Raw genomic sequence first — 17,858 nt, 5'->3', positions numbered from 1 at the left:
TGAACCGACAAGGACAGCCAGTCGATTCTCAACGATGCTTCGCCTTGGCCCGCTCGGTCAGCAGCCGCGTCGCTCCCTGGGCCTTCTGCGTGTACCAGAGCACCCGGCTCACCCCGCGGGTGATGGCGACGTAGGCCAGGCGCAGGCTTTCGTCGGCCATCGCCTGATCGTAGCTGTTGCGGAAGAAACCGCAGTAGGCGTACAGCGCGTTGCGCAGGGGGTGGGGTTCGCTCGGCAGGCAGTCGTCGACGATGATCGCGACCTCCGCCTGCAGGCCCTTGGCGCGGTGGATGCTGTACGTCTTGACCGGCCATTTGCGGTCAAGCTGCGCCTCGATCAGGCGCAGCGGGTCATTGCGCCTGCTGAGCACCAGCACGGCATTGCGGTCGGCGCCCTCGCGGGCGGCAACGTGCTCGCACTGCGCCTGGATCTCACTGATCAGGTCCGGCAGGCGTGCCTTGAGGTCGAAGCGGGTAACCAGCTTGACGCCATGGTCGCCGGGCTGGGTGGCACGGCTTGCCTGGCTGGTCTTTTCCTGCTTGACGCAGACGCCGGCCAGTACCGACTCCCCGTCGCGTATCACCGGTTCGATGGAGCGGTAGTTGGTGGTCAGCATCAGCACGCGGCTGAGCTTTTTCGTGCCCTTGGCGGGGAAGTACTTGTCGAAATCCATGAACAGCTCAGGCGAGCTGCCGCGCCAGCCGTAGATCGACTGCCAGTCGTCACCGATGGCCATCAGGCTGACCGGTGCGCCCTGGTGCGCGAGGGCACCGTGCAAGGCTTGCAGCCACTGGACGATCTGCGGGGAGATGTCCTGGAATTCGTCGATCAACAGATGGCTGAAGGGCTCGGGCAGGGCCGGCGAAGCGGCTGCCTCGGGGCTATTGAGCCACTGTGTCAGCCGCTGAAAAGCGCCGTTGAAGGTCATCAGTCCCTGGCTGTCGAGCAGTTCGCTGAAGCAGCGCCAGAACAATTGCAGCGCCTCGACGAACGCCCGCTCGGTCTCTTGGCAGGCCAGGCGCGCAGGCTGTATCTGGTCGATACGAATGCCGATGCTCTCGATGAAACCGGCCTGGGCATGAAAGGCTTCGAACAGTGGCGCCGGTGTGCGCTCGCCCGCCAGCTTGAAGGCATCCAGCGGGGCCTTCGGAGCCGTGCGACGCGTACCGGTCTCGTCCGGTGCCGGCAGGCCCAGGAGCTGATGCACCCGTTCGCGGAAACGTGGTTGCTCGGCGTAGCACTGCTGATAGGCCTGTTTCAGCAGGCGCTGTTGCGCTGGCCGCAGCCGCGATGCGGTCAGCGGGTTGTCCAGTTCGGTTGGTGAGGCGCCCTTCTGCTCCAGCTGCTCGAACCACTGCGGCTTGCCCAACACTTCGCGAGCCAGCACGGCCATCGCGGCATGGAAGGTTCGCACGCACTGGCGTACCCGCTCGGTATCGACGTCCAGGTTCCAGAAGCCGAGCACGCGCACCAGTTGCTCACGCAGCTCGGCGCAGGAGGCATTGGTGAAGGAGATGACTGTCAGCCGCTCGGGCGGGATCTCGAGGTGGCAGAGCATGAACACGACCCGCAGCACCAGGGTCGTCGACTTGCCGGAACCGGCGCCCGCAAAGATGCGCGTCACGGGGCTGGCTTCGAGGATCATCGCCCATTGCTCGTTAGACGGCGCGCGAATCACGCCTGCCTCCACGGCGCGCCCGACCCGCAGGCGCATGGCCTGGATCTGCTGCTCGCCGATGCTCAGACGGGCCGGGCCATAGATTCCATCGCTGGTGGCCTTGGCCGGGCGCACGCGGGGCTTGTCTGGAGAGCGCGGTGCGGCCTTGCCGGCGCGGGCTGGTTTGGCAGCGGCCTTGGCGCGGGGCTTTTTCGCGGTAGCGGCCGGCTGCTTACGGGCTTCCGGCCAGCGACGGAGGATGAGGTCATCTTCGGAACGAACGTAAGCCGAAGTACGGGGGAAACAACGGGCCAGCGCACTGGAGACCAGCCGCTTGTAGCGCTTGACGGCAGACAGCATGAACAACAACCGGAACGACGCAGGTGGGGCGCTATGGTACGGCTTTTCATCGCACGGCTGGGCACCGATGATGGGTGGATGATGGCCGGCCACCCGCCGGTTTTTTCATTGATACGCCGCACGGCCACCCCGTGGCGGACACTAAGATTGAACAGCCCTCACCACAGCCACCGCACAGGACGTTATGTACAGAATCGGTTTCGCCTGCATGTATCGCCATCCCGGACACAGCGAATCATTGAAGGAGCTGGAGGCCATCGAGCGCGCCTTCAATCCCCGCTCGACCACCCTGCGCTGGCTCAAGAGCGTCGAGCAGGAGGTCGCCCGGCAGAAGCTCAATGACATCATCGAGCACAACCTCGCCGCGCAGCTGCGTCTGCTCGAGTACGTCGGGACCCTGCCGGAACCGCTGCGCATGCTGCGCCTGAGCAGCGACCTGTTGCCCTTCTACAGTCACCCGGAAGCTGCCGAGTTCTACCGCCAGGCAGATGTCCGGCAGATGCTCGAGCGCGAATTCGCCCGCATCGGCGAGCGCGCGCGGGGGCTCGGCGTTCGCCTGTCGCTGCATCCGGGGCAGTACTGCGTGCTCGGCTCGGACAAACCCGAGGTGGTCGAGAACAGCCTCGCCGAGTTCGAGTACCACGCGGACATGATCCGCATGATGGGCTTCGGTCAGCGCTTTCAGGACTTCAAGTGCAACGTGCACATCGCCGGCCGGCTGGGTGTGGCCGGCACTCGGGCGATCTGGCCGCGCCTGTCGCAGGAGGCGCGCAACAGCATCACCTTCGAGAACGAGGAAAAGACCTACGGCGTCGACGACTGCCTGCAGCTCGCCGATCTCGCGCCCGTGGTGCTGGATATCCATCATTGCTGGATCAACGAGGACGACTACATCGACCCGCATGATCCCCGCGTCGCACGGATCATCGAAAGCTGGAGGGGCGTCAGGCCGACGATGCACTACTCGCAGCCGCCGGAAACCCTGATGGAGCTGGGCTTCACCGCGCAGGAAAAGCTCCAGATGCCCGCCCTGCTCGAGAAAGTCGGCAAACGCGACCTCTACAGTCACAGCAAGCGCATGTGGAACCACTGGACGAACCTCTACGCCCGAGAATTCCTGGACCGCTTCGACATCATGTTCGAAGCCAAGGACAAGAACCTCGCCACGCTGGGCTACTACCGGGACTACCTCGACCCCGCCTGACCGGAAGGCGCACTTTCCCTCCGTTGCCGAGTCAGTTACTTGAAGCGCCAGTCCTGGCGCGAGCCAGCGGTCGCCTTTGCGTGGTTAGCCAATGACTGACGATAAGTACCGAACCGCGGTAGATGCCGCGGCGATCTATTCGGAAACCGACCTGCACGGGACCATCACGCACATCAACGACCAGTTCTGTGCCATTTCCGGCTATAGCCATGATGAATTGATCGGTGCGAACCACCGCCTGCTCAATTCCGGGCTCCATCCGCCGGAATTCTTTCGCAACCTCTGGCGCACGATCTCCAGCGGCCAGATCTGGAAAGGCGAGATCTGCAACCGACGCAAGGACGGCTCGCTGTACTGGGTCAGCAGCACCATCGTGCCGATCAAGGACGACGCCGGTCAGTATGTCGAGAAGTACATTTCCATCCGCTTCGACGTCACCGAGAAGCAGGAGCTGCTTGAAGCCATGCAATGGCGCGCCTCGCATGACGTGCTGACGGCCCTGCCCAACCGCGTCTACCTGCACGACCGCCTGCATCAAAGCATCGCCGCGGCCCAGCGCCACGGGCACGCGGTGGCGGTATGCATGCTGGATCTGGACGGTTTCAAGGCGATCAACGACCGTCACGGGCATGCGATCGGCGATCTGCTGCTCGTCGAGGTCGCCAACCGTCTGAGGCGTGAACTGCGTACCGAAGACCTGCTGGCCCGCCTGGGTGGCGACGAATTCGTCCTGCTGCTCGACCAGGTCGACGAGGTGCAACTTCCCGCAGCACTGCAAAGGGTGCTGGAGGTACTCGCCGTCCCCTTTCATATCGATGGCGTGCTGCTGAACATCTCCGGTTCCCTGGGCGTGACCCTCTACCCGAAAGACAACGAAGGCCCCGACACGCTCCTACGCCACGCCGACCAGGCCATGTACGAAGCCAAGCAGAGCGGGCGTAACCGCTTTCGCTTCTTCGATGTCTCGATCAGCAAGGAAGCCAGGGAAGCGTTCCGTACGATCGAGTGCATACGGCGGGCCCTCACGCGCGACGAGCTGGAGTTGCTTTACCAACCGAAGGTGAACCTGCGCAGCGGCAAGGTCATGGGGTTCGAGGCGCTGCTGCGCTGGCGGCACCCCAAGCTGGGCCTGATTCCGCCCGACGCGTTCCTTCCGGCCATCGAGCGAACCGATGTGATCATCGATGTCGGCGAATGGGTGATCGACCGGGCGTTGCGCCAGATCGACGCCTGGGCCGCGCTAGGCAAACACTGGCCGGTGAGTGTGAATATCGCGGCGCGGCATTTCCAGCTGCCCGATTTCGTCGAGCGCCTGCAGCGATTGCTGAGGCGACATCCCGACGTCGATCCGCAATCGCTGGACCTGGAGATCGTCGAATCCACCGCCATCGACAACCTGGAACACGTCAGCCAGTGCCTGACCGATTGCCAGAAGATGGGCGTAACCTTTTCCCTGGACGATTTCGGCACCGGCTTTTCATCGCTCAGCTATCTCAAGCGATTGCCGGCGGAGACGGTGAAAATCGACAAGTCCTTTGTTCGCGACATTCTCCATGACAAGGACGACCTGGCACTGTCGGAGGCGATCATCAAGCTGTCCCGCACTTTCGAGCGTGAAGTCGTGGCCGAGGGGGTGGAGACCGATCTGCAGGAAAGCATGCTGTTGGGGTTGGGATGCTACCTGGCGCAGGGCTACGGGATTGCTGCACCGATGCCGGCCGATCAAGTGGCCGAGTGGGCAGCCCATTACGAACTGAATCCGCGCTGAGGCGCTATCGGTTGGAGGCTGAAAACGAGGTGGCGAGGGTGTCAGCCTGCGCAAGCCAACCATGGCCCACGCAGGATCGTGAGGGTCAGGAATTCCTTACGTGAATCGCATGCTCCTGTCGTCTGGCCAGGACGTCCGCAGTGATCAGCGCGAGCAACGGCAACACGCCAACCTCCAGGGCCAGTTCCCACGATCCGAGGAACCCAATCAGTACCGCTCCTACTACAACGATGGCAGCAATGCAGTGAGCGCAGAAGCGCCACAGTTCGAGTGCAACGACCTGAGATTTCTGGTTCGTCATAGTCATCCCCTCTTTCTTGTTGTAATAGCGTCGTACACCTTGAGCGTAGTCCGGCAGAACGGGCGCGCAAGCACATTTTTGTTTCAGGAATGTGTCTAGCGCGCTGGTTCCAGCACCTTTACCCGATTGCGCGCAATGGGAGGGGCCGATTGGGCTGAAGCCATCACCGCCGGAACACGCGAGTATCGACGCGCCCATCGCAGACGAACGGTCTGATTCTCAGGCGTTCGAGTCGCCTCCCGCAGGCCGGATGGCGTCCAGCGCCTGCTTGAGAAGGTCCACCGTACGCTCCGGATGCATCAGCTTCTCGAGCCCGAACAGGCCGATGCGGAATGTCTGGAAGTCGGCCGGCTCGTCACATTGCAGCGGTACTCCAGCAGCAATCTGCAACCCCTGCTCGGCAAAACGGCGGCCGTTCTTGATCTCGGCATCGTCTGTGTAGCAGACCACCACCCCCGGCGCCTCGAACCCCGGCGCCGCAACGCTTTCGAAACCGCGCGCGTCAAGCAACGCCCGCACGTCGCGGCCGATCCGGAGCTGTTGAGTGCGGAGCCTTTCGAAGCCGTAGTCACGGGTTTCGAGCATCACATCGCGAAAGCGGACCAGCGCGTCAGTGGGCATGGTCGCGTGATAGGCGTGCCCGCCCTGCTCGTACGCCTGCATGATCTGCAGCCATTTCTTCAGGTCGCAGGCGAAACTGCTGCTCTGCGTCGCCTCGACACGGGCCCGTGCCGCCGCGCTCAACATGACCAGCGCGCAACAGGGCGAGGCGCTCCAGCCTTTCTGTGGCGCGCTGATCAGCACATCGACGCCAATGGCCTGCATATCCACCCAAAGCGCACCGGATGCGATGCAGTCAAGCACGAACAGGCCACCGACCTCATGCACGGCCTGCCCGACCGCCTGGAGATAGGCATCCGGTAGCAGCATGCCGGATGACGTCTCGACGTGCGGTGCAAACACCAGGTCAGGCTTGCGCTGCCGGATGTTCGCCACAACCTGATCGATGGGCGGCGGAGCGAAAGGAGCGCGTACGTTGGCGCTGGTCGCATGCGCTTTGAGCACATCGGCACGCGCTGGAATCCGCCCCATATCGAAGATCTGGGTCCAGCGGTAGCTGAACCAGCCATTGCGGATGACCAGGCAGTTGGCATGGGTGGCGAGCTGCCGAGCCACTGCCTCCATCCCAAAGGTGCCACTGCCGGGCACGATGGCAACGGCGTCCGCGTTGTAGACCTGTTTCAGCGTGGTGGATATGTCGTTCATGACGGTCTGGAACGACCGGGACATGTGGTTGAGCGAGCGGTCGGTGAACACGACCGAATATTCGACCAGACCGTCGGGATCGATGCTGGGGTATAGCTCGGACATGGCTGACTCCGGAGGCAGGAAACCTGGCGTCGACCCTGCCCGAAGCCCATGCGCTTGACAAGCTCATTCAGGGCCGGGGGCGTCGCGATCATTTCGCTTCATCTTTTGATTGCCGGCACGGTCGCACCGAGCGATCAATGCGCTCCCTTTGCCGTTTATCTGAAACAGCCCAGCCCAAAAGGGTGAGCCGATTAACGGTTAATTCAAAAAAATGACGGCAGCATCAGTGCAGCCCTTGCCACGCCTGGGCTCCAGGCCACGATTACTGAAATAAGTACTGGCCACTCGATATCAAATAACTGAAAGCTGACAATTAGGCGGTTTATTGGCGCCTTTAACATGTCGCTCAAGGTTTAAATGATTGAGAGAACAAATTATAAAGTCGCCGCGATTACCGGGGGCCGGTTGGGCCTACCCGTTGCGCCGGTGGCATGCGTGATCCCGCCCGTAGGCGTCCTCTGCCAGCAGCCACCACGTTCGTTCATCCGCATCGCCAGCGCGCGGGCGGATTCGTGATTTCGGAGAACTGCATGTCCCTAACATTATTCACCAGCGGCTGGAAGGGCCTGGCCCCTGCCGTCGCGCTCTTCAGCCTGCTCGGTACGCTGCCGCTCGTCGGCACTGCCCATGCGGCGACCGTGAGCAGCGCCAGCGTTGCGAGCATCGCCTACTCGGCGCAGATCAGGAAGATCACCGACAAGTATTGGAACAACGGTTCCTGGCGTGCCTCCGCCGGCGTCTCGGTGGCGGCTACACCTGCAAATATCAAGGCCTTCAAAGCCGGTACCCGCGTCCGTCTGGCCGACGGTCAGGTCCGCACGATCAAGTCGGCCAAGACGACCAGTGGCGCCCTGACGGTATTGATGAGCGGTGCCGTGCTCAACGGTGCACGCCTGGGTTACCCGAACAAGCTCAGCGTCGTGCCGGTCGCCACGGCTGCCGCGACGAAAAGCACCGCAACCAAGGCCGCTACGGCTACCGCGACCAAGGCGGTCAGTGCTTCGGCCCAAGCCAAGGCGGCCCCGAGCACCGCGACCAAGAGCACCACCGCCACCACGGCGGCAAAGACCATGAGCACGTCCAGTGCAACCGCAACCACTTCGCAGAACAGCGCTGCCAAGACGACCGCCGCCGCCCCGCTGCTGGCCGCGCAGTCGACGACCCCGAGTGCACCAGTGCAACTGGTAGGCGTCTCCCTGTCTGGTGCAGCCTTCGGATCGTCCGCGCTCCCGGGTACACATGGGACCAACTACATCTACCCTGCCGAGTCCTACTACAAGAAATACGCCGAGCAGGGCCTCACGCTGGTCCGCCTGCCTTTTCTGTGGGAACGCATCCAGCCGCAGTTGGACACCGAACTCGATGCTGCCCAACTCGCGCTGCTGACCCAGTCGCTCGACTACGCACAGAAGTACGGCGTCAAGGTCGTGCTCGACATGCACAACTACTACCGCTACTACAAGCAGCCCATCGGCTCGGAAACGGTACCGGTCCAGTCGTTCGCCAACACCTGGAAGCGGATTGCCCAGAAACTCGGTACGCATCCAGCGCTCAGTGGCTACGGTCTGATGAACGAGCCCAACACCAACGGGCTCTGGCCGGCCACCGCCCTGGTAGCCGCCAAGGCAATCCGCCAGGTGGACAAGACCAACTGGATCTATGTCGCCGGGGACCGCTACTCCAGCGCCTGGCACTGGCCGCAGTCCAACGCCCAGCTGATCGCTGACCCCTGGATGCGCGACGCCAACAACAAGCTGATCTTCGAAGCGCACATGTACCTCGACCGCGACACCTCGGGCTCGTATGCAGACAAGACCGAGACCTTCGCGCCGGACCTCGGGATCACGCGCGCCAAGCCGTTCGTGGACTGGCTGCGGGCGAACAACCTGCGCGGCTACATCGGTGAGATCGGCGTGCCGAACTATGCTCCGGACGCCATCCTGGCAATGGACAACCTGCTCGGCTACCTCCGGGAAAACTGCGTGCCGATGACCTATTGGGCCGCCGGGCCCTGGTGGGGCAGCTATATTCTCTCGCTCGATGTCACGGGAGGCGCACCGCAGCCTCAGTTGCCGGTACTGGTCAAGCACGCCAATACGGCGAACAGCTGTGCTGCTATCGGCGAGCCGTTGTAAGGCGTCACGACGCGTCACGCAAAAGGCCTGTCACTGCGAGTGACAGGCCTTTTCTTTTGACCAGCACAGCGAAACGGAACCAAAGCTCCACAACCGGGACGAAATCCCTACGCGGTGCCGAAGGCACCTCTCGGCCAGCATGACGTCGGCCGCTCGATCCCGGAGATGGACATGAAAGAGGAAATTCTGTTGGCGCTGACCTGTGGTCTGGTCGTGCTGACAGTGCTGCCGCTATGGAAGCACCCCGCCTGGTGGGTGCGCGGACTCGACTTTCCCCGCCTGCAACTTTGCGTGCTGGCCTTCGCCCTGCTACTGGCGCAAGCACTGCTTCTCTCCTATTCCAAGCCCCTGCAGCTGATCATTTCAGCCGCCTCGATCGCATGCCTGCTCTACCACGCCTGGTGGATTTTCCCCTACACCCGCCTATGGCGACGTGAGGTCAGATCAGCGAGCCGGAACTCCGCCAGCCCGCGCATTCGAGTCATGTCGGCCAATGTACTGACACCCAACCGACAGGCCGACCGCCTCTTGGCTCTGGTACACGAGCACAGGCCCGACGTACTGGTCACCCTGGAATCGGACCGCTGGTGGGAAGCGAAGCTCGACGAACTGGTCTCGGACTATCCGTACAGCCTCCGCTGCCCGCTGGACAACCTCTACGGCATGCACGTCTTCTCCCGATGGCCGCTGGAAAACGCCGAAACCGCCTTTCTCGTCGAGCCGGATGTCCCTTCGATGCACGCCTGCGTGCGCGTGAATGACGACTTGGCGATCCGCATACATTTCCTCCATCCCGCGCCCCCGAGCCCAACGGAGAACGACGAGTCCACCGAGCGGGACGTGGAGCTGCTGGTGGTTGCCAAAAGCATTCGCGATGACCAGCAGAACGTGCCGATCATCGTTGCCGGGGACCTCAACGATGTCGCCTGGTCCGCCAATACCCGGCTGTTCCGCAAGATCAGCGGCCTGCTCGATCCGCGCGTCGGGCGCTGCATGGTCAACAGCTTTCATGCGCAGCACTGGTTCCTGCGCTGGCCGCTGGATCACTTTTTTCACAGCCATCATTTTCGTCTGGTGCGGATCCAGCGACTGCCGGCATTTGGCTCCGACCACTTTCCCGTGCTGATCGAGCTGCAATACGAACCGACGCAGGATCAGGCTGGGTTGCAGGCGGATCGCGATGACGAACGGCTGGCCAGCGACACGATCCAACGCCGCCCCGCCGACGAGTCGGACGTTCCCGAACCCGCCAAGGGCTGAATTGCTCAGGTGGGCGACACCATCGGCAATGCGTCTTTACGAACACGCCAGAACGGCCGGGTTACAGTTGTGCCGACACCCATCGCGACGCGAGCGCCTGATCCATGCTGACCTTGACCCTCGGACCACTGACCTTCGGCGTGCCGCATCTGGTAGCGCTTGCCAGCCTGCTGCTGGCTACTCTCGGCGGCTGGTGGGTCGGCCGACGCCGAGGGCGCAATCCCGAGGGGCAACTGTTCAGGCTGTTCATCCTGGCGCTGATCGTGGCGAGGCTCGCCTTCGCCGCCGTCTACTTCGAGACCTTTTCCAGCCCCTGGCAGCTGTTGGACATTCGCGACGGAGGCTTCATCGCCTGGCCGGGCATTGTCGCGGCACTTTTAGGTGGCGCGTTGATGATGTGGCGCGACCCGCCCGTGCGAGCGCCATTGGCGGCAGGGCTGGCTGTGGGGCTGCTCTGTTGGCTGGTGGCGAGCTTTGTCTGGTATTCGCTGGAACAGGGCACCCGGCTGCCGGACCTGGTCCTACGCGACAGTCGGGGCGAGCCGGTGTCACTTGCGGACTATCAGGGCAAACCAATGGTGATCAATCTCTGGGCGACCTGGTGTCCACCCTGCCGCCGCGAGATGCCGGTGCTGGCCGACGCCCAGGCCGAGCATGACGAATTCGTGTTCCTCTTCGTCAATCAGGGCGAGGGCGCGGGCGAAGTCCAGCGCTATCTGGAGTCGCAAGCCCTGTCGCCTGGCAATGTGTTGATCGACGGCGGCGGTCGGCTGGGTCAGCAGGTGGGCTCTGGGGCACTTCCCACCACTTTGTTCTACGACGCCGAGGGTCGTCAGGTTGGCAGCCATCTCGGCGAATTGTCCCGTGCCAGCCTGTCACGCGCGCTCGAGGCGCTGCAGTGAACCGGTGCGGTTCTCCCCCCGCTGCTGACCGCCCGCTTCCTTTGCATTACCCTGCCAGCCGCACCTGGTCGCGAAACGCCGCCAGGTTCTTCCAACCGACGGCGAAGCACGGAGCGAAACGATGAAAGTACGCGCGGTATTGGCGATTGCAGCGGCGATGGTAGCGGGTACTGCATGGGCGGACGGACAACCGTTGACGGTCCGGCTCAACGGCATCGGGCATGATCGCGGCGGTATGAAGGTCGCGCTGTTTTCCGACCCCAAAACCTTTCGCAAGGCCGATCAGGCCTTCGCGACGCGAGAGACAGCGGCCCGCGCCGGCACACTCAGCTTTGTCTTCGAAGACCTCCCGGCGGGCGAATACGCCATCATGGCCTTCCACGATGAAGACGGTAATGGAGAGCTGAACCGTCGACTGGGCATGTTTCCCACCGAGGGCTATGGGCTGTCGAACAACCCCAAGGTGATGGGCCCTCCCAGCTTCGAGGACAGTCGCTTCGAGGTCAGTGGTGACCAACCGACCGAAATCGACATCGATATCCGCTACTAGGCAGACCGTAACCCCGTCGCCCTGTCAGCGAGTGCGCCAGGCTTCCATCAGCGCGAACAGGCGCATCCCGGCCAGCATCGCCACCACGAACAGGACCGCTTGCCAATGCCCGACAGCCAGCGTGAGCGCTGGCGCCGGGCAGATGCCAGCGAGACCCCAGCCGATACCGAACAGCAGACTGCCAATGACGAGAGGCCGGTCGATTGCACGCACCTGGGGCACGCGCATCGGTGCGCGCAGCAAGCTGAGCGAGCGACGCCTGGCCCAACGGAAAGGCAGGCGTGCCGCACCGATCGCACCCACCATGACCAATCCCAACGAGGGATCCCAGACGCCAGCCAGATCGAGAAACCCGAGTACCTTCGCCGGATTCGCCATGCCCGACAACAGGATGCCTAGGCCGAACACCACACCGGCCAGCAAAGCGGACAACGCTCTCATGATCCCCCCAGAAGATGGCGTACGACGTAAACGGTCACGAAGCCAGCGGCCATGAAGACCAGCGTCGCCACGGACGATCGGAGAGACAGGCGTGCGATGCCACATACGCCATGACCGCTCGTACAGCCCGAGCCATAGCGCGCACCGAAGCCCACCAGCAATCCAGCAAGCGTCAGCATCGGCCAGTCCACCTCGAAGTGGACACTTGGCAGTACCGCGAACATGCGCCACAGGAGCGGAGCAAGCACAAGCCCCAGCAAAAACAGGCCGCGTTCGGCACGCCCCTCCGAGCCATCCAGCAGACCGCCGATCAGCCCACTGACCCCGGCTACACGCCCGTTCAGGACGATGAATGCGCCCGCAGACAGCCCGATCAACAGGCCGCCCGCCAGCGCACTCCATGGAGAGAACTGCAACCAATCGATCATCATTTTTTCTCGTCCTCACAAAATAGCTCATAGAGCGTGCCGATTAGCACCAGCGCCTCCCTGCTGGCGATCCGGTAATGAATCTGCTTGCCAGCCCGGCGGGTTTCGACCATTCCCTCGCGCCGCAACACCGCGAGTTGCTGGGACAAGGTCGGCTGCTGGATACCCAACAGCGCCTCGAGTTCGCTGACGTTGCGCTCACCCTGCGACAGCTGGCAAAGCAGCAGGAGGCGATCTGCGTTGGCAAGGGCTTTGAGCAGAAGGCTTGCTTGCCCAGCGCTGGCTTTGAGCCGTTCGATGTCCGGTGCTGTCGCTTCGTTGGTCATGGAAAACTCGAATTCATTTAAACTTAAAACAATATATATATTTGTAAATTGAATACCAACATGCCAGCGCAAGTCCCGCCCGGCAGGCGGCTGCCGATGGTCGCCCCGTTACTGAACTGTTGCGCACGAGGGACTGTCCAGAGCTGTGGCGTCCGAACCAACCGCCTTCAGGGGCTCGGGCCTCGACGCAATTTTTTTGCGAAAAGAGGAAATTTGCCGCAGGCGACGGACCGAGACGCTGCTTATACTGACCCCCCAATCCCAACCAGGAGCTACACCTGTGAATAAAGCCGAGTTGATTGAAGCGATCGCAGCCTCTGCCGATGTTCCGAAAAGCACTGCCACCCGTGTGCTGGATGCCTTCACCGAAAGCGTGACGAACAGCCTTCAGAACGGCGACAGCGTGACGCTGGTTGGCTTCGGTACATTCGCCGTCAAGGAACGCGCCGCACGCGACGGTCGCAATCCCCAGACTGGCGCGACGATCAAGATCTCCGCGGCGAAGCTGCCAGGCTTCAAGCCGGGCAAGTCGCTGAAGGACGCGGTGAACTAAAAACCGCCGGATAACGGGCCGCTGACGTCCTTTCGGACGCAGCGCCTGCTCCCCTCCCGCCCCGCTCCACTGCACACTGAAAAGGCGTCGCCGCACACAGCGCACCATCAGCAAGCACCGCGACCAGCTACCGTCATTCACATTCTCTTGCGGTCCCCTCAGCTCGGCCTCATCAGCCCCCGCAGAACAGGCTTTCACCCGCGTCGGGCGCCCCTTTTCGCAAGATCCTGGGCAGTTGGCATCTCGCTTGCTGTACTGCTTACGCCAGGAAGCTGCGGCTCAGGGATGAGTTGATTCGAGGCAAGAAGTGCAAGTCTCCTCTTGCCGTCGGGATACGCGTCAGCCAATCGCGGCGCGGTCGGAACAACCTGCTCCAGACGCCCTCCCATGCAGAGACAGTTCGGTTCACTCTGCTATGAGGAGGCTCCATGCGCATCACTCTTCCACGCCTGGGTTTCGGCGGCGCGCCGCTGGGCAACATGTTCACGCCGCTGGACGAAGCCACTGCCGATGCCACGCTCCAGGCAGCGTGGGATGCCGGCATCCGGTATTACGACACATCACCGCATTATGGCGCCGGCCTTGCCGAACAACGGTTTGGCCGCCTGCTCAGTCGTAAACCGCGGGATGCCTTCGTGCTGAGTACCAAGGTGGGCCGCCTGCTGCAGCCGGCCAGCGCACCGGAAAATGCCCAACCCTTCGTCGACGAGCTACCCAACAAGCGCATCGCCGACTACTCGGCCGACGGCGCGCGGCGCTCCATCGAGGACAGTCTTGAACGCATGGGGGTGGACCGCATCGATATCGCCTTCATTCATGACGTGTCCGAAGATCAATGGGGCCCGCAATGGAAAGCGTACTTCCAGCAAGCCATGCAGGGCGCTGCCAAAGCACTCACCCAGATGCGCGAGGAAGGCACCATTCGAGGTTGGGGTCTGGGCGTCAATCTGGTCGAACCCTGCCGTATGGCGCTGGAACAAGCGGATCCGGACGTGTTCCTGCTGGCCGGTCGCTATTCGCTGCTCGATCACCGCGAAGCGCTGGATACCCTCTTCCCACAGTGCGTGGAACGCGGTGTGGGCATCGTTGTAGGTGGCCCGTTCAACTCCGGCGTATTGGCGGGCGGCGCTCACTACGACTACGCGCAAGCACCTGATGAAATCCGTCGCAAGACCGAGCAGTTGGAGGCAGTGTGCAAGGCCTTCGACGTCGATCTGCGCGCAGCGGCGCTGCAATTTTGCCTGGCCCACCCGGCGGTCCTGTCCACCATCCCCGGCACAAGCAACCCCAAGCGTCCGGCGCAATATGTCCAGCAGAGCGAAGCACCCATTCCAAGCGACTTCTGGCAAGAGCTGAAAACGCGGCAGCTGTTGCCCGACGATGTGCCAGTACCGGACTAACCCGGTCGGTAATCGCCAACGACCAGGCGAGGCTTCCACCTGTCGGTATCGCGCAGTCGGCAGGTATTAATCCGCCGACCATCCCATATCGGCCAAACGGGTTATTTCCGCTTCGCCTGGTCAGGTCTAAAAGTCAGCATTCTTGTCATCGGACGGACGCTACAAAAATGCGCACAACAAAAACAATCCTCGCAGTTGCAGTCGCCATGCTGATCGCCAACCACGCCCTGGCCATCAGCGAAACCATTCAGGACCAGACCGGCACCGACAACGTCGCCGACGCGACACAAAGTGGCGATGGCGGTTTCATCAGCCAGACCCAGAACGGAACGGGCAACATCGTCAATACCGCGCAGAGCGGGTATGCGATGAGCGCGACCAGCAGCCAGACAGGGGCAGCGAACCTGGCCTTCATCGATCAGGCCGGCAACGAAGGCGAAGTCGAGATCAACCAGGACGGCGAGTTCAATCTCGCTACGGTCGCTCAGGTCTCTCAGGAAGGGGGCCATGTCGCCGTGATCACCCAGGTCGGAAGCAACAACCTCTCCTACGTCGAGCAGCTCGATGGCGTCAGCAACGATGCGATTATTTATCAGGATGGCCAGGGCAACGCCATCGAAGTCTTCCAGGTAGGCAACGCCAACTATTACGAGGGGACCCAGACCGGCAACGGCAATATTGCCCGCATCGAGCAAGACTGGTTCGCCACCGCTACCACGGAACAGAGCGGCACCGGGAACCTGATCACGCTGACCCAGGCAGGCTTCCCCTATGGTGCCACCGCGTTCATCCGCCAGGATGGCACCAACAACACCGCAACGGTCGATCAGCCGGAAGATTCGCGCTATCCCGTCGGATCGGTGGATCTCGAGCAGATTGGCACGGACAACGTCGCCACTGTCACGGCGGCCACCGGCGGCGGCTCCATGGCCTATACACAGGACGGCATCGACAACGAGCTGACAACGGTGCAAACCGGCCGGGGCAACAGCATCTCCGGAGCGACAAGAGGCGACGGCAATCGAGTCGACATCCAGCAGGACTATGACCTCAACAGCGTGACCGTCAGCCAGGACGGGAACCAGAACGAGATCGACGTCGTCCAGGAGGACTATGCCAACACGGCCGATATCCAGCAAGTCGGCTCGCAGAATGTCGCCTCCCTGCTGCAGACCGGCGGGCTTGGCTCGCTGAACGGCTTCGATGCAACCATCATCCAGAACGGTACCGGTAACTCGGCGACGGTTACCCAGGGTCCGTAATTCGCGTCCGACTCACGCGCGCGTGACCGCCCGCCCGGCCGGTCACGCCTCACGCGAGAGCTCAGCCTGCCAGCCAGCCGGCCAATCGATGCAGGTACAGGTAATCCAGCCAGGCCACCTGATGGGCCAGAACGATCATCCAGAACACAAATTGGAATGGCAGCTTGCGGGTCTTGTGGCGCAGCAATTGCTGCGCGATAAAGGCACCGGGCCACCCACCGAGCAGTTCCAGCAGATGCAGGCGCATCTCCGGGGTGCGCCATCGGCCACGCTGCGCGCTACGCTTGTCATGCAGGTAGAAGCCGAAGGTCACCAGACTCGCCAGGGCGTAAGCCAGGAGCGGCCAGTCATGCCCCCTCTCGCTCATCTTCAACAACCCCAAACCTGGCAGCAGACAGAGCAGGATCAAGCCGGTCAGCTCGAGTAATCGCCTCCGGGGCGCCTCGTGTCTTCGAGGTGGGGTCATGTGCCCCTTCGCCGCGCCGGCTGGTTTGCGGCGGATCGCTGGATCGTCGAGGGCCAGAGGTGCATCGAGGCGAATGTGAGTTGCCCGCAACCGCCCAGCCTGATCGGCTTGGGAGAGATAGAAGACGGTATCGCCCTGCTTCGGACGACGATCACCCCGCATCACCGAAATATGGGCGAACACCTCAGCGCCACCCCGCTCCGGGCGGATGAAACCGAAACCTTTCTGGTCGTTCCAGTTTCGTAGCTGACCTCGCAGCTCCATGTCGGCACCTGATGACGGAAAGCGGCGAGTCTAACGCCGGCCATGGCGACTGGCATCCAGCTGCGTTAAAGGCAACGCTCGCGATCCGCCGAAGCCGGAGCGACGTACTGATTCACGCCGCGCTGAAGCTCAACCGGCCGCTGTGTGCCAGTCGATCAGGCTGAACTGCCAGGTCGCGAGAATGACCAGACCAAAGATGATTCGATACCAGGCGAACGCGGCATAGCTATGGTTGCCAATGAACTTCAGCAATGCGCGGACCGCTAGCATGGCGAATATGAAGGACGTAACGAAGCCGATCGCGAATACCGGCAGGTCCCCCGGCTGGAACAGCTCGCGGTACTTGTAACCCGAATAGACCGCTGCCCCCACCATCGTCGGCATGGCCAGGAAAAAGGAAAACTCCGTAGCGGCCTTGCGTGACAAGCCGAACAGCAACCCGCCGATGATCGTCGCACCCGAGCGCGACGTACCCGGGATCAGCGCCAGGCATTGTGCGCAACCGACCTTGAGCGCGTGCGACCAGCGCATGTCGTCGACGGTTTCTGCCTGAACCGCATGCGGCCGTTTTTCCGCCCAGAGCATCACCACACCGCCGATGACCAGCGCGGTAGCGACCGTGATGGGGTTGAACAGATAGGTGTGGATCAGATCAGCGAACGCGACACCCAGGACGACCGCCGGAAAGAACGCGACCATCAAGTTCACCGTGAAACGCTGCGCCTGCCGCTCGCGCGGCAGCCCGATAACGACGTCAAGTATCTTGCGGCGGTATTCCCAGACCACCGCGAGGATCGCGCCCAGCTGGATGATGATGTTGAAGGCCAGCGCGCGCTCGCCACCGAAGCCAATCAGGTCGGCAACGATGATCTGGTGCCCGGTACTGGAAATCGGCAGAAATTCCGTCAAGCCCTCCACGATGCCCAACAGCAACGCCTGAAACGCAATCCAAAGCTCCATCTAGTCCCCATTGGCGGTGTCATCACCGCGGCTTATGTCCAACGAAGGTATATATCAGATCGCCATCTGAGCGCTGTTCTGACTCGCTTATGGTCAGTAAATTCAGTGAGGTACGCGAGGCAGCCCTCATCTTTTTACCGACCGAGCCGACACGCTATGCAATGGGCATCGAAGCTGCTCGCGTCACCTGAACCGACCGCGCGCCAGGCCCGGACAAGCGTCCCCGACACTATTCCAATAATAAGTAACA

At 62.4% G+C, this 17,858-nt stretch carries 17 protein-coding genes; 9 read left to right on the top strand and 8 right to left on the bottom strand.

The features are described 5' to 3' along the window. Positions 1 to 28: 28 nt before the first annotated feature. Positions 29 to 2,017, bottom strand: a complete 1,989-nt coding sequence (locus MST27_RS08995) for an ATP-dependent helicase (protein ID WP_243605627.1) — start codon at positions 2,015 to 2,017, stop codon at positions 29 to 31. Between the two features lie 184 nt (positions 2,018 to 2,201). Here MST27_RS08995 and uvsE point away from each other — a divergent pair, with 184 nt between their 5' ends. Both uvsE and MST27_RS08985 read left to right on the top strand, forming a co-directional pair. Continuing rightward, entirely contained in the window at positions 2,202 to 3,221 is a 1,020-nt protein-coding gene (gene uvsE, locus MST27_RS08990) for a UV DNA damage repair endonuclease UvsE (RefSeq protein WP_243605626.1), read from the top strand. Between the two features lie 91 nt (positions 3,222 to 3,312). Next, entirely contained in the window at positions 3,313 to 4,989 is a 1,677-nt protein-coding gene (locus tag MST27_RS08985; RefSeq protein ID WP_243605625.1) for a putative bifunctional diguanylate cyclase/phosphodiesterase, read from the top strand. An 85-nt stretch (positions 4,990 to 5,074) separates the two neighbouring features. Here the strand turns inward: MST27_RS08985 and MST27_RS08980 are convergent, their stop codons facing one another. Both MST27_RS08980 and MST27_RS08975 read right to left on the bottom strand, forming a co-directional pair. After that, on the bottom strand, positions 5,075 to 5,296 hold the full coding sequence (locus tag MST27_RS08980; protein WP_243605624.1) for a hypothetical protein: 222 nt from the start codon (positions 5,294 to 5,296) through the stop codon (positions 5,075 to 5,077). Between the two features lie 213 nt (positions 5,297 to 5,509). Beyond that, positions 5,510 to 6,661 carry an aminotransferase class V-fold PLP-dependent enzyme gene (locus MST27_RS08975; RefSeq protein ID WP_243605623.1) on the bottom strand — a complete coding sequence of 384 codons (1,152 nt, stop codon included), beginning with the start codon at positions 6,659 to 6,661 and terminating at the stop codon, positions 5,510 to 5,512. Positions 6,662 to 7,191: 530 nt separating this feature from the next. Between MST27_RS08975 and MST27_RS08970 the strand changes: the two genes are divergently transcribed. The 4 genes from MST27_RS08970 (at position 7,192) to MST27_RS08955 (ending at position 11,508) form a co-directional block, all read left to right on the top strand. Beyond that, a complete protein-coding gene (locus tag MST27_RS08970; RefSeq protein ID WP_243605622.1) occupies positions 7,192 to 8,796 on the top strand; it encodes a glycoside hydrolase family 5 protein in 1,605 nt (534 codons plus the stop codon). Positions 8,797 to 8,967: 171 nt separating this feature from the next. Next, positions 8,968 to 10,056 (top strand): endonuclease/exonuclease/phosphatase family protein, encoded by a 1,089-nt coding sequence (locus MST27_RS08965; protein ID WP_243605621.1) that lies wholly within the window; start codon positions 8,968 to 8,970, stop codon positions 10,054 to 10,056. A 104-nt stretch (positions 10,057 to 10,160) separates the two neighbouring features. Next, a complete protein-coding gene (locus tag MST27_RS08960; RefSeq protein WP_243605620.1) occupies positions 10,161 to 10,958 on the top strand; it encodes a TlpA disulfide reductase family protein in 798 nt (265 codons plus the stop codon). 121 nt (positions 10,959 to 11,079) lie between these two features. Beyond that, complete coding sequence (locus tag MST27_RS08955) at positions 11,080 to 11,508, top strand: DUF2141 domain-containing protein (protein ID WP_243605619.1); 429 nt, start codon at positions 11,080 to 11,082, stop codon at positions 11,506 to 11,508. Positions 11,509 to 11,532: 24 nt separating this feature from the next. On the opposite strand, the gene MST27_RS08950 is transcribed toward MST27_RS08955, so the two are convergent. The 3 genes from MST27_RS08950 to MST27_RS08940 are packed head-to-tail and all read right to left on the bottom strand — an operon-like array spanning position 11,533 to position 12,703. Further along, a complete protein-coding gene (locus tag MST27_RS08950; protein ID WP_243605618.1) occupies positions 11,533 to 11,949 on the bottom strand; it encodes a DUF6691 family protein in 417 nt (138 codons plus the stop codon). After that, complete coding sequence (locus MST27_RS08945) at positions 11,946 to 12,380, bottom strand: YeeE/YedE family protein (RefSeq protein ID WP_243605617.1); 435 nt, start codon at positions 12,378 to 12,380, stop codon at positions 11,946 to 11,948. Before MST27_RS08945 ends, MST27_RS08950 begins: the two co-directional genes overlap by 4 nt. Further along, positions 12,377 to 12,703, bottom strand: coding sequence for an ArsR/SmtB family transcription factor (locus MST27_RS08940; RefSeq protein WP_243605616.1), 327 nt, complete (start codon positions 12,701 to 12,703; stop codon positions 12,377 to 12,379). The genes MST27_RS08945 and MST27_RS08940 overlap by 4 nt, the downstream gene beginning before the upstream one ends. 280 nt (positions 12,704 to 12,983) lie before the next feature. Here MST27_RS08940 and MST27_RS08935 point away from each other — a divergent pair, with 280 nt between their 5' ends. The 3 genes from MST27_RS08935 to MST27_RS08925 all read left to right on the top strand — a co-directional run bounded on the left by MST27_RS08935 (position 12,984) and on the right by MST27_RS08925 (position 15,918). Further along, on the top strand, positions 12,984 to 13,256 hold the full coding sequence (locus MST27_RS08935; protein ID WP_243605615.1) for an HU family DNA-binding protein: 273 nt from the start codon (positions 12,984 to 12,986) through the stop codon (positions 13,254 to 13,256). Between the two features lie 428 nt (positions 13,257 to 13,684). Beyond that, the gene (locus MST27_RS08930; RefSeq protein WP_243605614.1) at positions 13,685 to 14,656 is read left to right on the top strand and encodes an aldo/keto reductase; all 972 of its coding nucleotides are present in this window, start codon (positions 13,685 to 13,687) and stop codon (positions 14,654 to 14,656) included. A gap of 167 nt (positions 14,657 to 14,823) precedes the next feature. Then, on the top strand, positions 14,824 to 15,918 hold the full coding sequence (locus tag MST27_RS08925) for a hypothetical protein (RefSeq protein ID WP_243605613.1): 1,095 nt from the start codon (positions 14,824 to 14,826) through the stop codon (positions 15,916 to 15,918). Positions 15,919 to 15,979: 61 nt separating this feature from the next. Here MST27_RS08925 and MST27_RS08920 read toward each other — a convergent pair whose 3' ends face one another. After that, positions 15,980 to 16,648, bottom strand: coding sequence for a DUF1294 domain-containing protein (locus tag MST27_RS08920; protein WP_243605612.1), 669 nt, complete (start codon positions 16,646 to 16,648; stop codon positions 15,980 to 15,982). Between the two features lie 129 nt (positions 16,649 to 16,777). Then, positions 16,778 to 17,608 (bottom strand): undecaprenyl-diphosphate phosphatase, encoded by an 831-nt coding sequence (locus tag MST27_RS08915; RefSeq protein ID WP_243605611.1) that lies wholly within the window; start codon positions 17,606 to 17,608, stop codon positions 16,778 to 16,780. Between the last annotated feature and the right edge of the window lie 250 nt (positions 17,609 to 17,858).

The organism is Stutzerimonas marianensis (assembly GCF_022810315.1).
GTDB classification, from domain to species: Bacteria; Pseudomonadota; Gammaproteobacteria; order Pseudomonadales; family Pseudomonadaceae; genus Stutzerimonas; species Stutzerimonas marianensis.
Note: the sequence above shows the minus strand (reverse complement) of the source record. Positions and strands in the feature narration are given on the sequence as shown.